At 33.2% G+C, this 16,673-nt stretch carries 15 protein-coding genes; 8 read left to right on the forward strand and 7 right to left on the reverse strand.

Features of this window, described 5'->3' with window-relative positions:
- Positions 1 to 22: 22 nt before the first annotated feature.
- The 5 genes from JS605_RS08995 to secA all read left to right on the forward strand — a co-directional run bounded on the left by JS605_RS08995 (position 23) and on the right by secA (position 7,583).
- Positions 23 to 1,885 carry an ABC-F family ATP-binding cassette domain-containing protein gene (locus JS605_RS08995; RefSeq protein WP_203257362.1) on the forward strand — a complete coding sequence of 621 codons (1,863 nt, stop codon included), beginning with the start codon at positions 23 to 25 and terminating at the stop codon, positions 1,883 to 1,885.
- A 64-nt stretch (positions 1,886 to 1,949) separates the two neighbouring features.
- The gene (locus JS605_RS09000; protein WP_203257363.1) at positions 1,950 to 2,723 is read left to right on the forward strand and encodes an O-methyltransferase; all 774 of its coding nucleotides are present in this window, start codon (positions 1,950 to 1,952) and stop codon (positions 2,721 to 2,723) included.
- 184 nt (positions 2,724 to 2,907) lie between these two features.
- The gene (locus tag JS605_RS09005; RefSeq protein WP_203257364.1) at positions 2,908 to 3,480 is read left to right on the forward strand and encodes a cob(I)yrinic acid a,c-diamide adenosyltransferase; all 573 of its coding nucleotides are present in this window, start codon (positions 2,908 to 2,910) and stop codon (positions 3,478 to 3,480) included.
- 361 nt (positions 3,481 to 3,841) lie between these two features.
- Positions 3,842 to 4,063, forward strand: coding sequence for a DUF2795 domain-containing protein (locus tag JS605_RS09010; RefSeq protein WP_019387375.1), 222 nt, complete (start codon positions 3,842 to 3,844; stop codon positions 4,061 to 4,063).
- Between the two features lie 166 nt (positions 4,064 to 4,229).
- Positions 4,230 to 7,583, forward strand: a complete 3,354-nt coding sequence (gene secA, locus JS605_RS09015; RefSeq protein ID WP_203257365.1) for a preprotein translocase subunit SecA — start codon at positions 4,230 to 4,232, stop codon at positions 7,581 to 7,583.
- Positions 7,584 to 7,652: 69 nt separating this feature from the next.
- Here the strand turns inward: secA and JS605_RS09020 are convergent, their stop codons facing one another.
- The gene (locus JS605_RS09020; RefSeq protein ID WP_203257366.1) at positions 7,653 to 8,318 is read right to left on the reverse strand and encodes a M15 family metallopeptidase; all 666 of its coding nucleotides are present in this window, start codon (positions 8,316 to 8,318) and stop codon (positions 7,653 to 7,655) included.
- Positions 8,319 to 8,356: 38 nt separating this feature from the next.
- On the opposite strand from JS605_RS09020, the gene JS605_RS09025 reads away from it, so the two are divergent.
- The 3 genes from JS605_RS09025 (at position 8,357) to JS605_RS09035 (ending at position 11,483) form a co-directional block, all read left to right on the forward strand.
- Positions 8,357 to 8,986, forward strand: coding sequence for an alpha-ketoglutarate-dependent dioxygenase AlkB family protein (locus tag JS605_RS09025; RefSeq protein ID WP_203257367.1), 630 nt, complete (start codon positions 8,357 to 8,359; stop codon positions 8,984 to 8,986).
- Between the two features lie 427 nt (positions 8,987 to 9,413).
- Positions 9,414 to 10,718 carry a DUF819 family protein gene (locus tag JS605_RS09030; protein WP_203257368.1) on the forward strand — a complete coding sequence of 435 codons (1,305 nt, stop codon included), beginning with the start codon at positions 9,414 to 9,416 and terminating at the stop codon, positions 10,716 to 10,718.
- A gap of 51 nt (positions 10,719 to 10,769) precedes the next feature.
- On the forward strand, positions 10,770 to 11,483 hold the full coding sequence (locus JS605_RS09035) for a DUF4369 domain-containing protein (RefSeq protein WP_203257369.1): 714 nt from the start codon (positions 10,770 to 10,772) through the stop codon (positions 11,481 to 11,483).
- Positions 11,484 to 11,537: 54 nt separating this feature from the next.
- Here JS605_RS09035 and JS605_RS09040 read toward each other — a convergent pair whose 3' ends face one another.
- From JS605_RS09040 to JS605_RS09065, 6 genes are all read right to left on the reverse strand, one after another.
- The gene (locus JS605_RS09040) at positions 11,538 to 11,807 is read right to left on the reverse strand and encodes a hypothetical protein (protein WP_203257370.1); all 270 of its coding nucleotides are present in this window, start codon (positions 11,805 to 11,807) and stop codon (positions 11,538 to 11,540) included.
- 119 nt (positions 11,808 to 11,926) lie between these two features.
- A complete protein-coding gene (locus tag JS605_RS09045) occupies positions 11,927 to 12,337 on the reverse strand; it encodes a 6-pyruvoyl trahydropterin synthase family protein (protein WP_203257371.1) in 411 nt (136 codons plus the stop codon).
- A complete protein-coding gene (idi, locus tag JS605_RS09050) occupies positions 12,334 to 12,858 on the reverse strand; it encodes an isopentenyl-diphosphate Delta-isomerase (protein WP_203257372.1) in 525 nt (174 codons plus the stop codon). Before idi ends, JS605_RS09045 begins: the two co-directional genes overlap by 4 nt.
- Positions 12,859 to 12,964: 106 nt before the next feature.
- Entirely contained in the window at positions 12,965 to 14,869 is a 1,905-nt protein-coding gene (locus JS605_RS09055; protein WP_203257373.1) for an OmpA family protein, read from the reverse strand.
- A 12-nt stretch (positions 14,870 to 14,881) separates the two neighbouring features.
- The gene (locus JS605_RS09060; protein WP_203257374.1) at positions 14,882 to 15,814 is read right to left on the reverse strand and encodes a PorP/SprF family type IX secretion system membrane protein; all 933 of its coding nucleotides are present in this window, start codon (positions 15,812 to 15,814) and stop codon (positions 14,882 to 14,884) included.
- 28 nt (positions 15,815 to 15,842) lie between these two features.
- Positions 15,843 to 16,673: T9SS type B sorting domain-containing protein (locus JS605_RS09065; protein ID WP_203257375.1), on the reverse strand; the 831-nt coding region annotated here is incomplete at its 5' end.

The raw sequence follows: 16,673 nt of genomic DNA on the forward strand, positions 1-16,673 counted from the left end.
ATACACATAAAATATTAAATCATTGAATTATCTCACTGTCGAAAATATATCAAAGTCTTATGGAGAACTCACACTTTTTGAAAATATTTCATTTAGTATTCACAAAGACCAAAAAATAGCGTTTGTAGCCAAAAATGGCACAGGAAAAACCTCTATATTAAACATTCTATCTGGTAATGATACAGCAGACTCTGGCAGTATAACATACAGAAAGGATATAAAAGTATCTTTTCTATCGCAAGACCCTCATTTTGATAAATCCCTATCTGTAGAAGACACCATTTTAGCTAGTGATAATCCTATTTTAAAAATAATTTCAAATTATGAAAAAGCACTTTTAAATCCTGAAGATTCCGAAAACTACCAATCTGCATTTGATGCTATGGAACACCACCAAGCTTGGGATTTTGAAACACTCTACAAACAAGTTCTCTTTAAACTAAAGCTAGAAAACCTAGAACAAAAAGTAAGTACACTCTCTGGTGGACAAAAAAAACGGCTGGCATTAGCCAATGCTTTAATCAATAAACCAGATTTGCTGATTCTGGATGAACCTACCAATCATTTAGATCTAGAAATGATTGAGTGGTTAGAAGATTTTTTTGCTAAAGAGAATATTACACTTTTTATGGTTACGCACGATCGTTATTTTTTAGAGCGCGTATGTAATGAAATTATAGAGCTAGACAACGGATTACTTTATAGCTATAAAGGAAATTACTCCTATTACTTAGAAAAAAAAGAAGAGCGCAAAGAACGAGAAGAAATAGAAGTTGGAAAAACCAAACAGTTATTTAAAAAAGAATTGGAATGGATGCGCAGACAACCTAAAGCGCGTACTACAAAATCTAAATCAAGAATAGATGATTTCTTCGAGATAAAACACAAAGCGCATCAACGAAGAAAAGAGCACCAACTCCAGTTAGAATTAAATATGGAACGCCTAGGGAACAAGATTCTTGAGTTTCACAAGGTATCAAAAGCTTTTGAAGATAAAATCATATTAAATAGTTTTGATTACACCTTTAAAAAAGGAGAACGTGTTGGCATTATTGGAAAAAACGGTACTGGAAAAACCACATTTTTAAACATCTTAACACAAACCTCTAAACCAGATTCTGGCAAAGTTGTAAAAGGGGAAACTGTAAAATTTGGCTATTATACCCAAAATGGAATTGTTATAAAACAAGAACAAAAAGTTATTGATGTTATTAAAGAGTTTGGCGATTACATTCCATTGAAAAAAGGAAGACAAATCAGTGCACAGCAATTATTGGAACGTTTCCTTTTTAGCAGAAAAAAGCAATATGATTTTGTTGAAAAATTAAGCGGAGGCGAACGTAAGCGTTTGTACCTATGTACCGTTTTAATACAAAACCCTAATTTTTTAATTCTCGATGAACCAACAAACGATCTTGATATTGTTACACTTAACGTTTTAGAAAGTTTTCTTTTAGATTTCCCTGGATGTATAATTGTAGTATCTCACGATCGCTACTTTATGGATAAAATAGTAGATCATCTTTTCGTTTTTAAAGGCAAAGGTATTATCGAAGATTTTCCTGGCAACTATAGTGACTATAGAGCTTATGAAGATAGCCAGCCCACAATTGTAAAAACAAATGAGGACAAAAAAGAGAAACAATCTTGGAAACAAAATGATGCCTCAAAGTTATCTTTTAATGAAGAAAAAGAGTTACGAAATATTGAAAGCAAATTGAATAGTTTAGCCTTTGATAAAAAAGAGCTTGAAAACAAATTTAATAACCCAGATTTAACCCAAGATGACATTAACACATTATCTCAAGAATTACAGAAGCTTATTGATGTTATAGAAACTAAAGAGGAACGTTGGTTTGAGTTATCGGCAAAACTTGAAAAATGAGCTTTCTCGCCTAGTTAAAGAGATGTTTGGACATCTAAAACCTTGAACCCTGAATTCAAAAAATATGCTTTACCAAGCAAAACATTATCTAAAATTTCTTTTAAAATCTACTAACCAACATGGAGTACACTCTCCTTTTGTATATGATTTGGTTACCAAATGCTTCTATGACAACAGAGAGTATTTTGAGTATTCTAACCTAACCGATTATAGAAACCACTTAAAACATGAAAACCATCAAATAGATATCACAGATTTTGGAGCTGGAAGTACTAAACTAAAGTCTAAATCTAGGAAGGTTGTAGATATTGTAAATCACGTTTCCATTTCAAAAAAAAATGCAAAATTATTATTTAGAATTTGTAACTACTTTAAGCCTCAACATATCTTAGAACTTGGTACATCTATGGGTTTGGCAACACAAGCTATGAGTTTAGTGAACCCAAATTCAAAAATCATAACTATTGAAGGTTGCCCAGAAATTACAAAATATACTTCCAAACAGTTTAAACAAATACAACTAAACAATGTGAAACTTGTTAATGGCGAATTTTCAAAAATAATACCCCAACTGCCTAATAAAAAATTCGATCTAATTTTCTTTGATGGTAATCATACCAAACAAGCTACACTGGATTATTTTGAAAAATTGCTACCCAAAGCCCACAACGATACACTCTTTATTTTTGATGACATTCATTGGTCTAAAGATATGACAGAAGCCTGGAACATTATTAAAGCGCACCCAAGAGTAACTGCTACAATTGATACGTTTCAATGGGGGCTGGTATTCTTCAGACAAGAGCAAGCTAAAGAACATTTTAAAATTAGAGTTTAAATTTTCTTAACTTTAAAACAAAAATATTTTAGTGGCCTCTATTCTTATTCTTTTGGGAATTTTCATGTTGATTAAAACAATTTCAAACCGTCTAAGCAGACTGAGAGAAATGAAACATAAGAATTCCATGTTTAGAAAAAATTCCATGAGGAAACGATAGACTTCAAAAAATGCAAAAGAAAAAATGAAAATTTATACAAAAACAGGAGATAAAGGCACTACTGCTTTATTTGGTGGCACGCGTGTACCAAAACACCATATTAGAATTGACAGCTACGGTACCGTTGATGAATTAAACTCTTACTTAGGTTTGATAAGAGATCAAGAAATCAACAATCATTATAAAAATGTGTTAATTGATATCCAAAATAAACTCTTTACAGTTGGCGCTATTTTAGCCACCGATCCTGAAAAGGCCATTTTAAAAAATGGTAAAGAACGTTTAAATATCGAAAAAATAAAAACAACCGATATTGAAGTTCTAGAACAAGAAATGGATAACATGAATGAGGCATTACCACCAATGACGCATTTTGTACTACCGGGCGGACATCAAACAGTGTCATTCTGTCATATAGCACGCTGTGTTTGTAGGCGTACAGAGCGATTAGCTTCTGCGTTAAACGAATTAGAACCTTTTGAAGCTAATGCTTTAAAGTACCTAAACCGCCTTTCTGACTATCTTTTTGTGTTGGCACGGAAATTGTCACACGATTTACAAGCAAATGAAATTAAATGGATTCCTGAAAAGATGTAATACTTCTTTCTTTTATCCTGAATTAGCAGTTAAAAAATGTGATTTACTTTTTGTTAGGGATTAAGGTCTCGCCATGGCGTGATTGAAGATTCTGTATTTAGGAGAGAGCGACTGCCTAAAGCCAGCCTAACTGTAGGCAATCCCGACCACAAGCCCTGAAGCTTTCGAAGGGTTGTGGTAACGCCCAAATAACTAATTACAAAAATGCTGAAACGTTTTGCTATTATTAACATAGTAAGAATAATTTCAACTGTTTTGAGTACAAAGAGATACGTTCTTTTAATTAATGATTAATTAATTCACTTTTTTCTTGCGTGTTTAAACTAAAAAATTATTTTTGCAAAAAATTAAACAGAAAGAAATGTATTGGACATTAGAACTTGCATCGTATTTAAGTGATGCACCCTGGCCAGCCACTAAAGACGAATTGATAGATTACGCCATTAGAACAGGTGCCCCTCTAGAGGTTGTGGAAAACCTACAGTCTATTGAAGATGAGGGTGATTCTTATGATTCTATTGAAGAAATCTGGTCGGATTATCCAACTGACGAGGATTATCTTTGGAATGAAGATGAATATTAAAAATAAAGCATAAAGAACCGTTAAAAAGTCTCGATTTGAGGCTTTTTTTTTGTCCTTTACCACAGAAAAAAGTATTACAAAATGTATCTTTGAAAGTCGCTTTTAAAGCGCATGTAAAAAAAGATAAAACCTAGGACTAACCTAGTTAAAATATAAAACATACAATATGGGTTTTTTAGATTCGGTCTTAAAAGTATTTGTAGGAGACAAATCAAAACAAGATGTAAAGGCAATAACGCCACTAGTTGATAAAATTAAAACATTCGAAAGTGCTCTTGAGGCCTTATCGCATGACGCATTAAGAGGTAAAACTATTGAGTTTAAGTCCAAAATAGCTGAGGCAACGTCTGCAATAAACGAACAAATTACCAGCTTAACAGAAGAAGCAGAAAATACTGAAGACATTGATGCTAGAGAAGATATTTATGAACAGATCGATAAACTTCGTGATGAAGCCTATGAGGTTACCGAAGGGGTTTTAAACGACATTCTCCCAGAGGCCTTTGCCGTAGTTAAAGAAACAGCAAAGCGTTTTGTACATAATACTGAGATAACAGTAAAAGCCAATGAATTTGATAGAACTCTATCTGGCGAGAAAACATACGTAACACTTGATGGCGATAATGCTACCTGGGCAAATTCTTGGGATGCTGCAGGAAAGCCAATTACTTGGGACATGATACACTACGATGTACAGTTAATTGGTGGTGTAGCGTTGCACCAAGGTAAAATTGCTGAAATGCAAACAGGAGAAGGTAAAACCCTTGTGGCGACGTTACCCGTATACTTAAATGCCCTTGCCGGTAAAGGTGTACACTTGGTTACGGTTAACGATTACCTTGCCAAACGTGATAGTGCCTGGATGGCACCTATTTTTGAATTTCATGGTATGAGTGTAGACTGTATAGATTACCACCAACCCAATTCTGCAGCGCGAAGAAAAGCATATAACGCCGATATTACCTATGGTACCAATAACGAATTTGGTTTTGATTATCTACGTGATAATATGTCTCATGCTCCAGAAGATTTAGTACAACGTCCGCACCATTATGCTATCGTAGATGAAGTAGATTCTGTTTTAGTGGATGATGCACGTACACCATTAATTATTTCTGGGCCTATCCCAAAAGGAGATCGTCATGAATTTAATGAATTGAAACCAAAAGTTGATGACATAGTTGGGGTACAACGTAAATACTTAACTGGTGTTTTAGCCGAAGCTAAGAAATTGATTAAGGAAGGGGATACTAAAGAAGGTGGCTTCCAGCTGTTACGTGTATATCGAGGTATGCCTAAAAATAAAGCTTTAATCAAGTTTTTATCGGAAGAAGGTGTAAAGCAGTTATTGCAAAAAACTGAAAACTTCTACATGCAAGATAATAACCGAGAAATGCATAAAATTGATGCAGAGTTATATTATGTAATTGAAGAAAAGAATAACCAAATAGAACTCACAGACAAAGGTATAGAATACATTTCTGGAAAAGACGATCCTAATTTCTTTGTAATGCCAGAAATAGGTATCGAGATTGCCAAGATTGAAGAGCAAAATCTAGAAAAAGAGAAAGAAGCCGAACTTAAGGAAGATTTATTCAAAGAATTTGGTGTAAAATCCGAACGTATCCATACCCTAAACCAGTTACTTAAAGCCTATGCGCTTTTTGAGAAAGATACGCAATACGTAGTCATGGACAATAAGGTAATGATTGTTGATGAGCAAACAGGACGTATCATGGATGGACGCCGCTACTCTGACGGACTACACCAAGCCATTGAAGCTAAAGAAAATGTAAAAATTGAAGATGCTACGCAAACCTTTGCTACCGTAACACTACAAAATTACTTTAGAATGTATCGCAAGCTATCTGGTATGACGGGTACTGCCGTTACCGAAGCTGGCGAGTTCTGGGAAATCTATAAATTGGATGTTGTTGAAATTCCTACCAACAAACCTATTGCTCGTGATGATCGTGAAGATTTAGTTTATAAGACCAAACGAGAAAAATACAACGCCGTTATTGAGGAAGTAACACAATTATCCAATGCTGGTCGCCCAGTATTGATTGGTACAACATCAGTTGAAATCTCAGAGCTATTAGGAAAAATGTTGAGTATTCGTAAAATACCTCATAATATCCTAAATGCTAAGCAGCACAAAAAAGAGGCAGAAATTGTAGACCAAGCTGGTAAATCTGGACAGGTAACCATAGCCACAAATATGGCAGGTCGTGGTACAGATATCAAATTGAGTGATGAAGTAAAAGCAGCTGGTGGTTTAGCTATTGTAGGTACAGAACGTCATGATTCCCGTCGTGTAGACCGTCAGTTGCGTGGTCGTGCTGGTCGTCAAGGAGATGTAGGTAGTTCGCAATTCTATGTATCTCTAGAAGATAATTTAATGCGCTTATTTGGTAGTGAGCGTATCGCAAAAATGATGGACCGCATGGGATTAAAAGAAGGTGAGGTAATCCAGCATTCCATGATTTCTAAGTCCATAGAACGTGCACAGAAGAAAGTAGAAGAAAACAACTTTGGAGTTCGTAAGCGCTTGTTAGAGTATGATGATGTAATGAACGCACAACGTGAAGTGGTTTATAAACGTCGTCGTCATGCTCTGCATGGTGAGCGTCTTCAAGTGGATTTGGCGAATATGATTTTTGATACTTCTGAAGGTATTGCTCAAACCAATAAAGATGCTAACGACTATAAAAACTTTGAGTTTGAATTAATTCGTTATTTCTCAATGAGCGCTCCAATCTCAGAAGAAGAGTTTGGAAAACTATCTGTTCAAGACATAACAGCTCAAATTTATAAAGCCGCCTTTGAAAATTACAGAGAAAAAATGGAGCGTAATGCAGAAATTGCTTTTCCTGTAATAAAAAATGTGTATGAAAATCAGCGTGATAAGTTTAAGCGTATTGTAGTACCGTTTACAGACGGTGTAAAAAGCCTAAATGTAGTTACCGATTTAGAAAAAGCTTATGAAACTAATGGTAAGCAATTAATTACCGATTTTGAAAAAAATATCACGCTAGCCATTATTGACGATGCATGGAAAACACATTTACGTAAAATGGACGAATTGAAGCAGTCCGTGCAATTAGCGGTTCATGAACAAAAAGACCCTTTATTAATCTATAAGTTCGAAGCTTTTGAATTATTTAAAGCTATGATTGATGAAGTTAATAAAGATGTTATTTCTTTCTTATTTAAAGGAGAATTACCTCATGAAACCCAAGATACTATTCAAGAAGCAAGAGCAAGAAAGCGGGAAAAAGTAGAAACATCTAAAGAAGAAATCCCTAATTTAGATGAACGCTCTGCGCAGAGTAGAGCCGCTGGAAACACACAACACCAGCCACAAGTTGTGGAAACCATTGTTCGTGATAAACCAAAAATTGGGCGTAACGATCGTGTTACGATCAAACACGTATTAAACGGAGAAAACAAAACGTTAAAGTATAAACAAGCCGAACCTTTAATTGCCAAAGGCGATTGGGTTTTAGTTGAAGATTAAAATATTTCAATATAAATCTAAAGTTTTAAGAGATAATATTAAAGAGGCTGTCTGAAAAGACAGTCTTTTTTATTCTACAGGAAAATCAAAATAAGTATTAGGAAACGGCTCTTCCTTTAACGTAAAATGCCACCATTCTCTGGGGTAGTTTTTAAAGCCATATTTTAGCATGATAGTTTGTAAAAATTGCCTGTTATGTTTTTGTTTTTCTGTAATTCCTTTATAATTGACCCATGATTGTATACCAAAAAAATCAAATTTACTCCCCATATCAAGCTCCTCTTTTGTGTCTAAATCTATAATAGTAATATCAATAGTACTACCTTTGGTATGCCCCGATCTGAATGCTATATAATCTTCCTTAAACAAATCGCTCTTTTTTACATCTGGATAAAACTTAGCTTTATTTATAGTATCATTTAAATCTCTAGCCCATCTCATAAAATGGTTAACAGCACGTTGTGGCCTATAACCGTCGTACACTTTGATAGCTAAATTTTGTTGTTTTAACACGTTCTGTATCTTTTTTAAAGCATCTACAGTTTGCTCAGTTAAAATGAGACAATTATTACGATAGCCATCTATAGGTTGCCCTACAAAATTATCTGACCCTAGATATTTTAAATCTACCTCTAAATCTGGAATTAAGTCGTTAGCGTATACAAATCCATCAGGTAATTGGCTGTACCCTAAAAAAAACTGAAGTAAGAATAAAAAAACTAGACATTGCTTCATTTACAAAACGATTTGTGCTAATTTAGAAAATAAAAGCTATGCGTTTAATAAATGCCAAAAAATTAAATTTAAAAGATGCAGATATAACTTACTATCCAAACTTCTTTGACAAAAAAGAAGCTGATCTGTATTTTAAAAATTTAAAAACTGAAACGGAATGGCAGCAAGACAAAATAAAAGTCTTTGGAAAAGTGTATGATCAGCCCAGACTAACTTCATTTTTTGCTACCAATAAAGTCCCGTATTCATACAGTAATATTACGATGTACCCAAAACCATTCAAAGGTTCAATTCTAAAAATAAAAACAGTTATTGAAACCGAACTAAACATCTGTTTCACAAGCTGTTTAGCTAACCTTTATAGAGATGGAAAAGATAGTAATGGTTGGCATGCTGATGATGAAAAATCATTGGGAGAAAAACCTATAATTGCTTCATTAACTTTTGGGGAAGAACGCCCATTTCATTTTAAACACAAAAAAGATAAATTATTAAAAGAAAAGATAGTACTAAAACACGGTAGTGTACTTTTAATGCAAGGCTTCACACAAAAAAACTGGTTACATCAAATTCCAAAAACTACGAGGCAGATAGGTCCCAGAATTAATTTAACATTTCGCATTATTCCACAAAAAAACCGAGTTCCCTCAAACTCGGTTCTTTCTTAATTTGCTTTTATATTATGTGCTAGATTTGGGGTCTCCACATCAACAACATAATGCAAATATTAATTAATTAATCCATTGAACTAAAAAGTATGTTATTTAGTACAATTCAAATATAAAAACCTTATTGAATGAAAACGACAAAAAACACAAAAAATCGATGAAATACACCTTTTATTAACACAATTCGTCGACATATAACATATTATCGACGAAATACATTGTTTTATTTTCTTTGAGGCATAAAAAAAGCACCTAAAAAGGTGCTTTTTTACTAACTAACCAACCAAAATATGAAATTACAATTCTAAAGTTTAAAGTAACCACTCAATAAACTAGTAATTGAAATGTAACTGATCTATTTAAAACAATTACTGTGCCAAAGTTCTGATTTCATATTTTTATTTATATTAGTTTTTTTAATTCATCTATGGAAAACCAACCAATATTTACCCAAGATACCATTGTATTTGGTCTACTCATGCTAGCATTAGGTTTTGTGTTTTACACCTCTTCAAGCTCAAATTCATTTTGTAAAAAATTTTATAAATATATCCCCGCTCTTCTGATGGCTTACATGCTGCCAGGTGCACTCACCACCTTAGGTGTTATAGCTCCCGAGTGGACTTCTACTAATTCAGCTGGAGAAGTTATTAAACATAAATCGCAAGTTTACTATATAGCCAGTAGGTTTTTACTACCTGCAGCTCTAGTTTTAATGACCTTGAGCATAAATTTAAAAGCAATTTATAATCTGGGACCCAAAGCTTTAATTATGTTTTTAACAGGTACCATTGGAGTAATTATTGGAGGCCCATTGGCCATTCTATTAATATCAATAGTATCTCCGGAGACTGTTGGTGGTGTTGGTCCTGATGCAGTATGGCGTGGTTTAGCAACACTTGCAGGAAGTTGGATTGGTGGTGGGGCAAATCAAGCAGCTATGCTTGAAATTTATAAATTTAATACAGAAAATTACGCTGGAATGGTAATTGTTGATATTGTAGTTGCTAATATTTGGATGGCGATTTTATTATTGGGTATCGGTAAATCTAAAAAGATTGATAAATGGTTAAAAGCTGATAATAGTGCTATTGAAGATCTTAAAGCACGTGTATCTTCCTATTCTGAAAAAATTTCAAGAACCCCAACTTTAACTGATTTAATGGTTATTCTTGGCATTGCATTTACCATTGTTGGTATTGCCCATTTTGGAGCTAATAATATTTCAGGGTATTTAACGAATAATTTTGAAACGGTTAGAGATAAATCTTCAGCTTTATCCTCTTTTGGTTCACAATTTTTTTGGATGATTACTATAGCTACCATACTTGGAATTTTAATGTCCTTCACAAAGTTTAAAACCTACGAGGGTGCTGGTGCCAGTAAAATTGGCAGTGTGTTTATTTATATACTAGTTGCTAGTATTGGAATGAAGATGGATTTGACAAAAATTGTAGAAAACCCAGGTCTAATTTTTGTTGGGCTGGTATGGATGGCTATTCATGTTGGTCTTCTATTTCTAGTTGCAAAAATTATAAGGGCACCATATTTTTTCTTAGCTGTTGGAAGTAAAGCCAACATAGGAGGTGCTGCTTCTGCACCTGTTGTAGCAGCTGCGTTCCATCCATCCCTAGCAACTGTGGGCGTACTATTAGCCGTTTTTGGATATGTTGTAGGAACCTATGGTGCAATGCTTTGTGCCGAACTTATGAAAATTGCTGCTGGTGGTTAGTAAACTTTTAATAATTATTAAGATATTTGCGCTCCTAACTACACTTTACATATGAAAAAATACGGCATTCTGTTACTTATTATATCTATTTTTGCATGTTCTAAAACCTCTAAGGATTTAACTGTAAAAGCTAATATTAAAGGTTTAAAAAAAGGGACTGTATACTTAAAACGTCTTGCAGATACCATTTTAGTAACAGAGGATTCCATACTAATAAATGGTAATTCAGAATTTGAATTGTACGCAGATTTAGATGAACCCGATTTATTCTTTTTAGATCTTGACAAAAACTCTAAGGATGAAGAGCGAATTAACTTTTTTACAGATAAAGGTGTTATTGAAATTAATACTACTTTAAAAAGGTTTGTTGCAGATGCTGATATTAAGGGTTCTGAACACCAAAAACTTCTTGAAGACTATCAAAAGTTGATGTCTCGCTTAAATAATAGAAATTTAGATTTAATAAAGGAAAGTTTTGAAGCTAAGAAAACTGGAGATACTGGAGTTATAAATGCCGTAGAGAAGAAGCAAATTAGCGTTATGAAAAGTAGATATTTACAAACTGTTAATTTTGCCTTAAATCATAATGATAACGAAATTGCGCCTTATTTAGCTTTGGCTAAGATTTATGATGCTAATACTAATTTATTGGATACTATTCATAAGTCGTTAACTCCTAAAATCAAAAATTCTAAATACGGCAAAAAACTTGAAAACTTTTTAGAAGAGCGTAAGAAGAATGAAATAGAACAAAAAAAGCCTTAAAATTTAATTTTAAGGCTTTTTTTAGTCAGAATGAAACGAATATTCGTTTTTAGTCTACCCTAGTTTATTGATTTTATCTATTAAAGTCTTTCCTTTACTTTCCAATTCTTCATTAATAGCTTTAAAATGAGCTTTTTTATTCTCTACGCTTCTATCATTAACTTTAGCAATTAATTCATCAAAGGTTTCGATAGCTTCATCTATAATAGCCTCACTCTTTTTGGTGTCTTTATCTGTATTTTGATACTCCCATATGTAGACAGCTTCTATAATATCTCCCAACACATAGTTTATATCTTTTTTAAGGTCTCTTACATTTGCCATAATTATAGGTTTTATTTATTGTAAATCTAAACATATACTTTCAATTATATAGCTTTTACATAATAAATTTCATTTGGATAAGTGTAAATATATTACGAGTATATACTACTTGTTCAGTTCTATTCTCCTGAATAAGTTACAAAATTACGCGGGGTTTCGTAAAGCGTTATTTGTAGGTCTAAACCACTATCCAATTTAGTTTTCATTTTATTATAGATAACTACAGCTATATTTTCAGCAGTTGGATTTAAACTTTTAAACTCTAGTACTTCAAGATTAAGGTTTTTATGATCAAAGGCATCCTCTACTTCGCTCTTTATGATGTCTTTTAGCACTTTCATGTCAATCACATAACCTGTTTCCTTATCTATATTCCCTGTTACGCTTACTATGAGTTCGTAGTTATGACCGTGATAATTGGGATTATTACACTTACCAAAAACTGCATCATTTTTCTCAAAACTCCAGTCTTGTCTATATAACCTATGCGCTGCATTAAAATGCGCTTTTCTACTAACAGTTACCTTCATAAATTAATATTAATATGTTGGTAAAATTTATCAAAAATTACTTTAAACCAAGCAGTGTAATCCTCTGGATGTATTGTCATATCGTTTTTAACTTCCTCTAAAGACATCCATTTCCAATTAGCAACTTCTTCGGGATTTATCTTAGGTATACCGTTGTATTTACCCAATAAAACATGATCGTATTCATGCTCTGTTAATCCATTATCAAACGGTGCTTTATAAATAAATGAAACAGATTCTTTTAAATCTACAGTAAAGCCCATTTCCTCTTGAAGTCTACGCTTACCTGCCTCAATATTTGTTTCCCCATCTCTTTGGTGGCTGCAACATGTATTTGTCCATAGTCCAGGAGAATGATATTTATCCAAGGCTCTTTGTTGAAGCATCAATTGATTATTTTCATTAAAAATAAAAACTGAAAACGCACGATGTAAAAGTGCTTTCTCATGAGCCTCCATTTTAGGCATTAATCCTATCTGTTCATCTTGTTCGTTTACAAGAATTACTTTTTCTTCTTCCATAGTGTAGCAAAAATACGAACAAAAAAATTATTTGTTTTGTTCGTTTTAATAAATAAAAAAAAGCACCTAAATAAATTTAGATGCCTTTTTAAAGTTGATGGTTATTTTAATTTTCTACCACTATAAATTCGCTTCGCCTATTTGCTTGATGTTCTGACTTTGAACATTTAACACCGTTAGAACAACGGTTTGTTAATCTTGTTTCTCCATATCCTTTTCCAGACACCCTATCTGCTGAAATACCGCCTTCATTAATGATATATTCTATAGTGGATTTATTTCTACGTTGCGAAAGTGATAAATTATAAGTATCTCTTCCTCTGGAATCTGTGTGGGATCTTACATCAATCTTTACACTTGGATACTCCTTCATATATTTAATAACCTTGGCTAATTCTATTTCAGCATCTGGTCTAATAAATGATTTATCATAGTCAAAATAAATAGGGTTTAAATTTAACAGCAAGGCAAAATCTGTACCTATTTTTGCTGCACTGGGCTCTAAAGCTAATTTTAGTTTTAAATCTTTACCATTTTTAGTTTCTACTGTAAAATCAGTAAAATCATCTTCATATTTTTCTTTTTGAGCTTCTACAATATAGGTTTGCCCTTTACAGCTAAGACTAAATTTAAACGTACCTGAGTTATCGCTTTTAAGATATTCTAATACATTATTATTTTCGTCTTTCAGTGTAATATTTGTATTAGCTAAAATTTCGTTTGTTTTTTTATCGATAACAGTACCTGTAACATCATATTTACAATCTGGAATTACAAAGCTGTATATGTCATCATCTCCTTTTCCTCCTTCTCTATTTGAAGAAATATATCCTTTTCCTGAGGACTCATTTATTATATAGGCAAAATCATCTTTTGGACTATTAATAGGTTGTCCTATATTTTTAAGTATACCCGATTTAATATCATCAGCTTCTATCCTAAAAACATCTAAGCCTCCTAACCCTAAATGTCCATCTGAGGAAAAATATAAAATACCTTTATCACTAACAAAAGGAAAATTCTCCCTTCCTTCAGTATTAACTCTTGGCCCTAGATTCAATGGATCTCCATAACTTCCATCTTCATTAATATCTACAACAAAAATATCAGACATCCCTTTTGTTCCTGGCATATCTGAAGCAAAATATAACTTTTTTTCATCCACACTTAATGTAGGATGCGCTACACTATATTCGTCATTGTTAAAAGGTAGCGATTCAATATTAGTCCATTTACCATCTACCAAAGTAGCTTTATAAATCTTTAGTGTATGTGTATTATCGCTATTCTTTTTAAACTTACCTTTATAAAAATTATTTCTGGTAAAATAGATCGTATTCCCATCTTTGGTATATGTCGTTGAAGATTCATGGTATTTTGTATTAATATCCCCTTTTACCTCTTTAACATTACCTTCTGCATCCAACTCAAACACATCTAAGAATGGTTGTGCATTCCAATTGTATACTTTCCCAGTTATATCTCTTGATGAAGCAAAAACCAAATTACCTTTGTACAAAGATGCTCCAAAATCAGAAAAAGGGGTATTAATCTCTAGATTCTCCAAAGGATAATCTTGAGACATACTTTCTATCGCTTCAAGATAGCCTGTGTTATTCAAAAATTCTATTCCTCTGGAATCATCGGGCTTTAGTGTAGCAAAAGTTCTAAGTACAGCATTAGCTTCTTTGTATTTTTCTAGAGCTTTCAAACTTTGGGCATATCTAAAATAGTTTTCAGGATTAATCTGGGAGCCCATTTCAATGCGTTTTGCATACCATTTAGCGGCATCTTCCATTTCGGAATTAAAATAAAAGGTATTAGCCAATTGTTCTATAACCTCTGGAGATGCTCCTTCTTTATTGGCTAATTCTAATAAGGTACTCCTTGAATCAATATAAGAAAGCTTATTGTATTTCTTCGTTGCACTTGAAACTTTACTTTTTTGGGCATTTGAAAACCCAAATGTCAAAATAGTTAAAATAGAAAGTATGTGTATTCTTTTTTTCATATCAGTACCTTTTTAGAAGAATCTTGGTGATAAAATTTTACCTATTTGTTGTAATTCAAATCTTAGCATAATTTCATGCGTTCCACTATTATAGTTATTTAAAGCTGTAGTGGTCGCATCATAGGCATAACCTACAAACAAACCGTTACTTAGTTGAAACCCCACAAGACCACTAAAGGAATCATCCCATCTGTAAGCAGCTCCTAAGGTAAATTTATTATTAAAAAGTGCATTTACTGATAAATCAGCAATAATTGGTGCTCCTGACGTGCCTTTAACTAAAAATGCTGGCTTTAGCTTTGTACGATCACTCAAATCAAAAACATAACCTCCTATTAAAAAATAATGAAGTCGTTCTGTAGCTATAGACTCTTGAAAATCATCATAATGTTCTGTATTTAATATATTAGGTACAGATAAACCTAAGTACCATTTATCTGAATGTAAATACATGGCTGCACCTAATGTTGGTGATATTAAATTAATATTCTCATTGAATAACCTATCTGGATTTTGAAAAACACCTTTGCTCCAATCTGTATCTAAAATATGTAATCCTCCCTTAACGCCAAACGATAATTCTAAATCTCCCGTTTCATTAACTGGTATGGTATAAGAGAAATTAGCATCTATGCTAGTTTCTTCTGCTGGCCCTAATTGATCACTGATAATATTTAAACCTAATCCTAAGCGTTCATTTTTTAAAGGCGAGTGAATACCGAATGTTATTGTTTTTGGTGCCCCATCGATACCCACCCATTGTGTTCTGTATAATGCAGCGGCACTTAAAACATCTCTTTGACCTGCATAAGCCGCATTTACACTCATTGTATTATACATGTACTGTGTATACTGGGGATCTTGTTGTGCTACAACTTTTAAACTTAATAGTGTAGTAAACACTACTAAAATTAAACTTTTTATATATGATGATGTGTGTATCATTTTTTTAATTTTTTAGTGATTTACCTTATTATCTGTTTATATATAACCATCCAACTTTAGGCTCTGAACCATCTCCAAAATCCAACACATAGTAATAAGTACCCGATGGAAGCTTATCTTCAGTGTTTAAGGTAGCTCGTCCGTTTGATGTACCATCCCAATCATTATTATAAGCTCGTTTTTCGTAAACTAAATTACCCCATCTGTTATAAACCTCTAATTTATTATTAGGGTAATTAGAAATACAGTTTATAATTAAAGTATCATTATCACCGTCTCCATTGGGGGAAAATTCGTTGAACACAAGTAAACAACCTAGCTCGGTAAATGTTGGATCATCATTGGTATTCCCATCAAAATCATCTCCATCATCACTAACATCAGATACTACACCTGTTCGTGGGTTTGTACCCGATACTACTACACTATTACTTACACCTCCAGCATTAATAGCTTCTTGATCTATCATAAAACTTGCTGTATAAGTTGCTATCTCGCCTACCAAGAGTGTACCATCCGGACTACCTAAACTTGCCTCTATAAAATCAACATCTTCGGTTAAGGATATACTATTTCCATTTGCATCGGTAAATGTATCTATCAATGAAATTCCTGTTAAATCAAAATCTCCAGTATTCTCAACTTCAATAACATAATCAATTATATCACCTAGAGAAGTACCTCTAACATCTGCTACCTTAGTAACTCTAATCGAGGATTCGCATCCAGTAATTATTGGACTACATGGATCGTTTGGATCACTCGTTGGTCCGCCTGGGAACGTCGTTGGATCGTCTGGGGTACTTGGATCGTCTATTCCTGTAGTTTCCTCACAGTCTGTTAAGCCATCGCCATCACT

The organism is Hyunsoonleella ulvae (genome assembly GCF_016827605.1).
Taxonomy (GTDB): domain Bacteria; phylum Bacteroidota; class Bacteroidia; order Flavobacteriales; family Flavobacteriaceae; genus Jejuia; species Jejuia ulvae.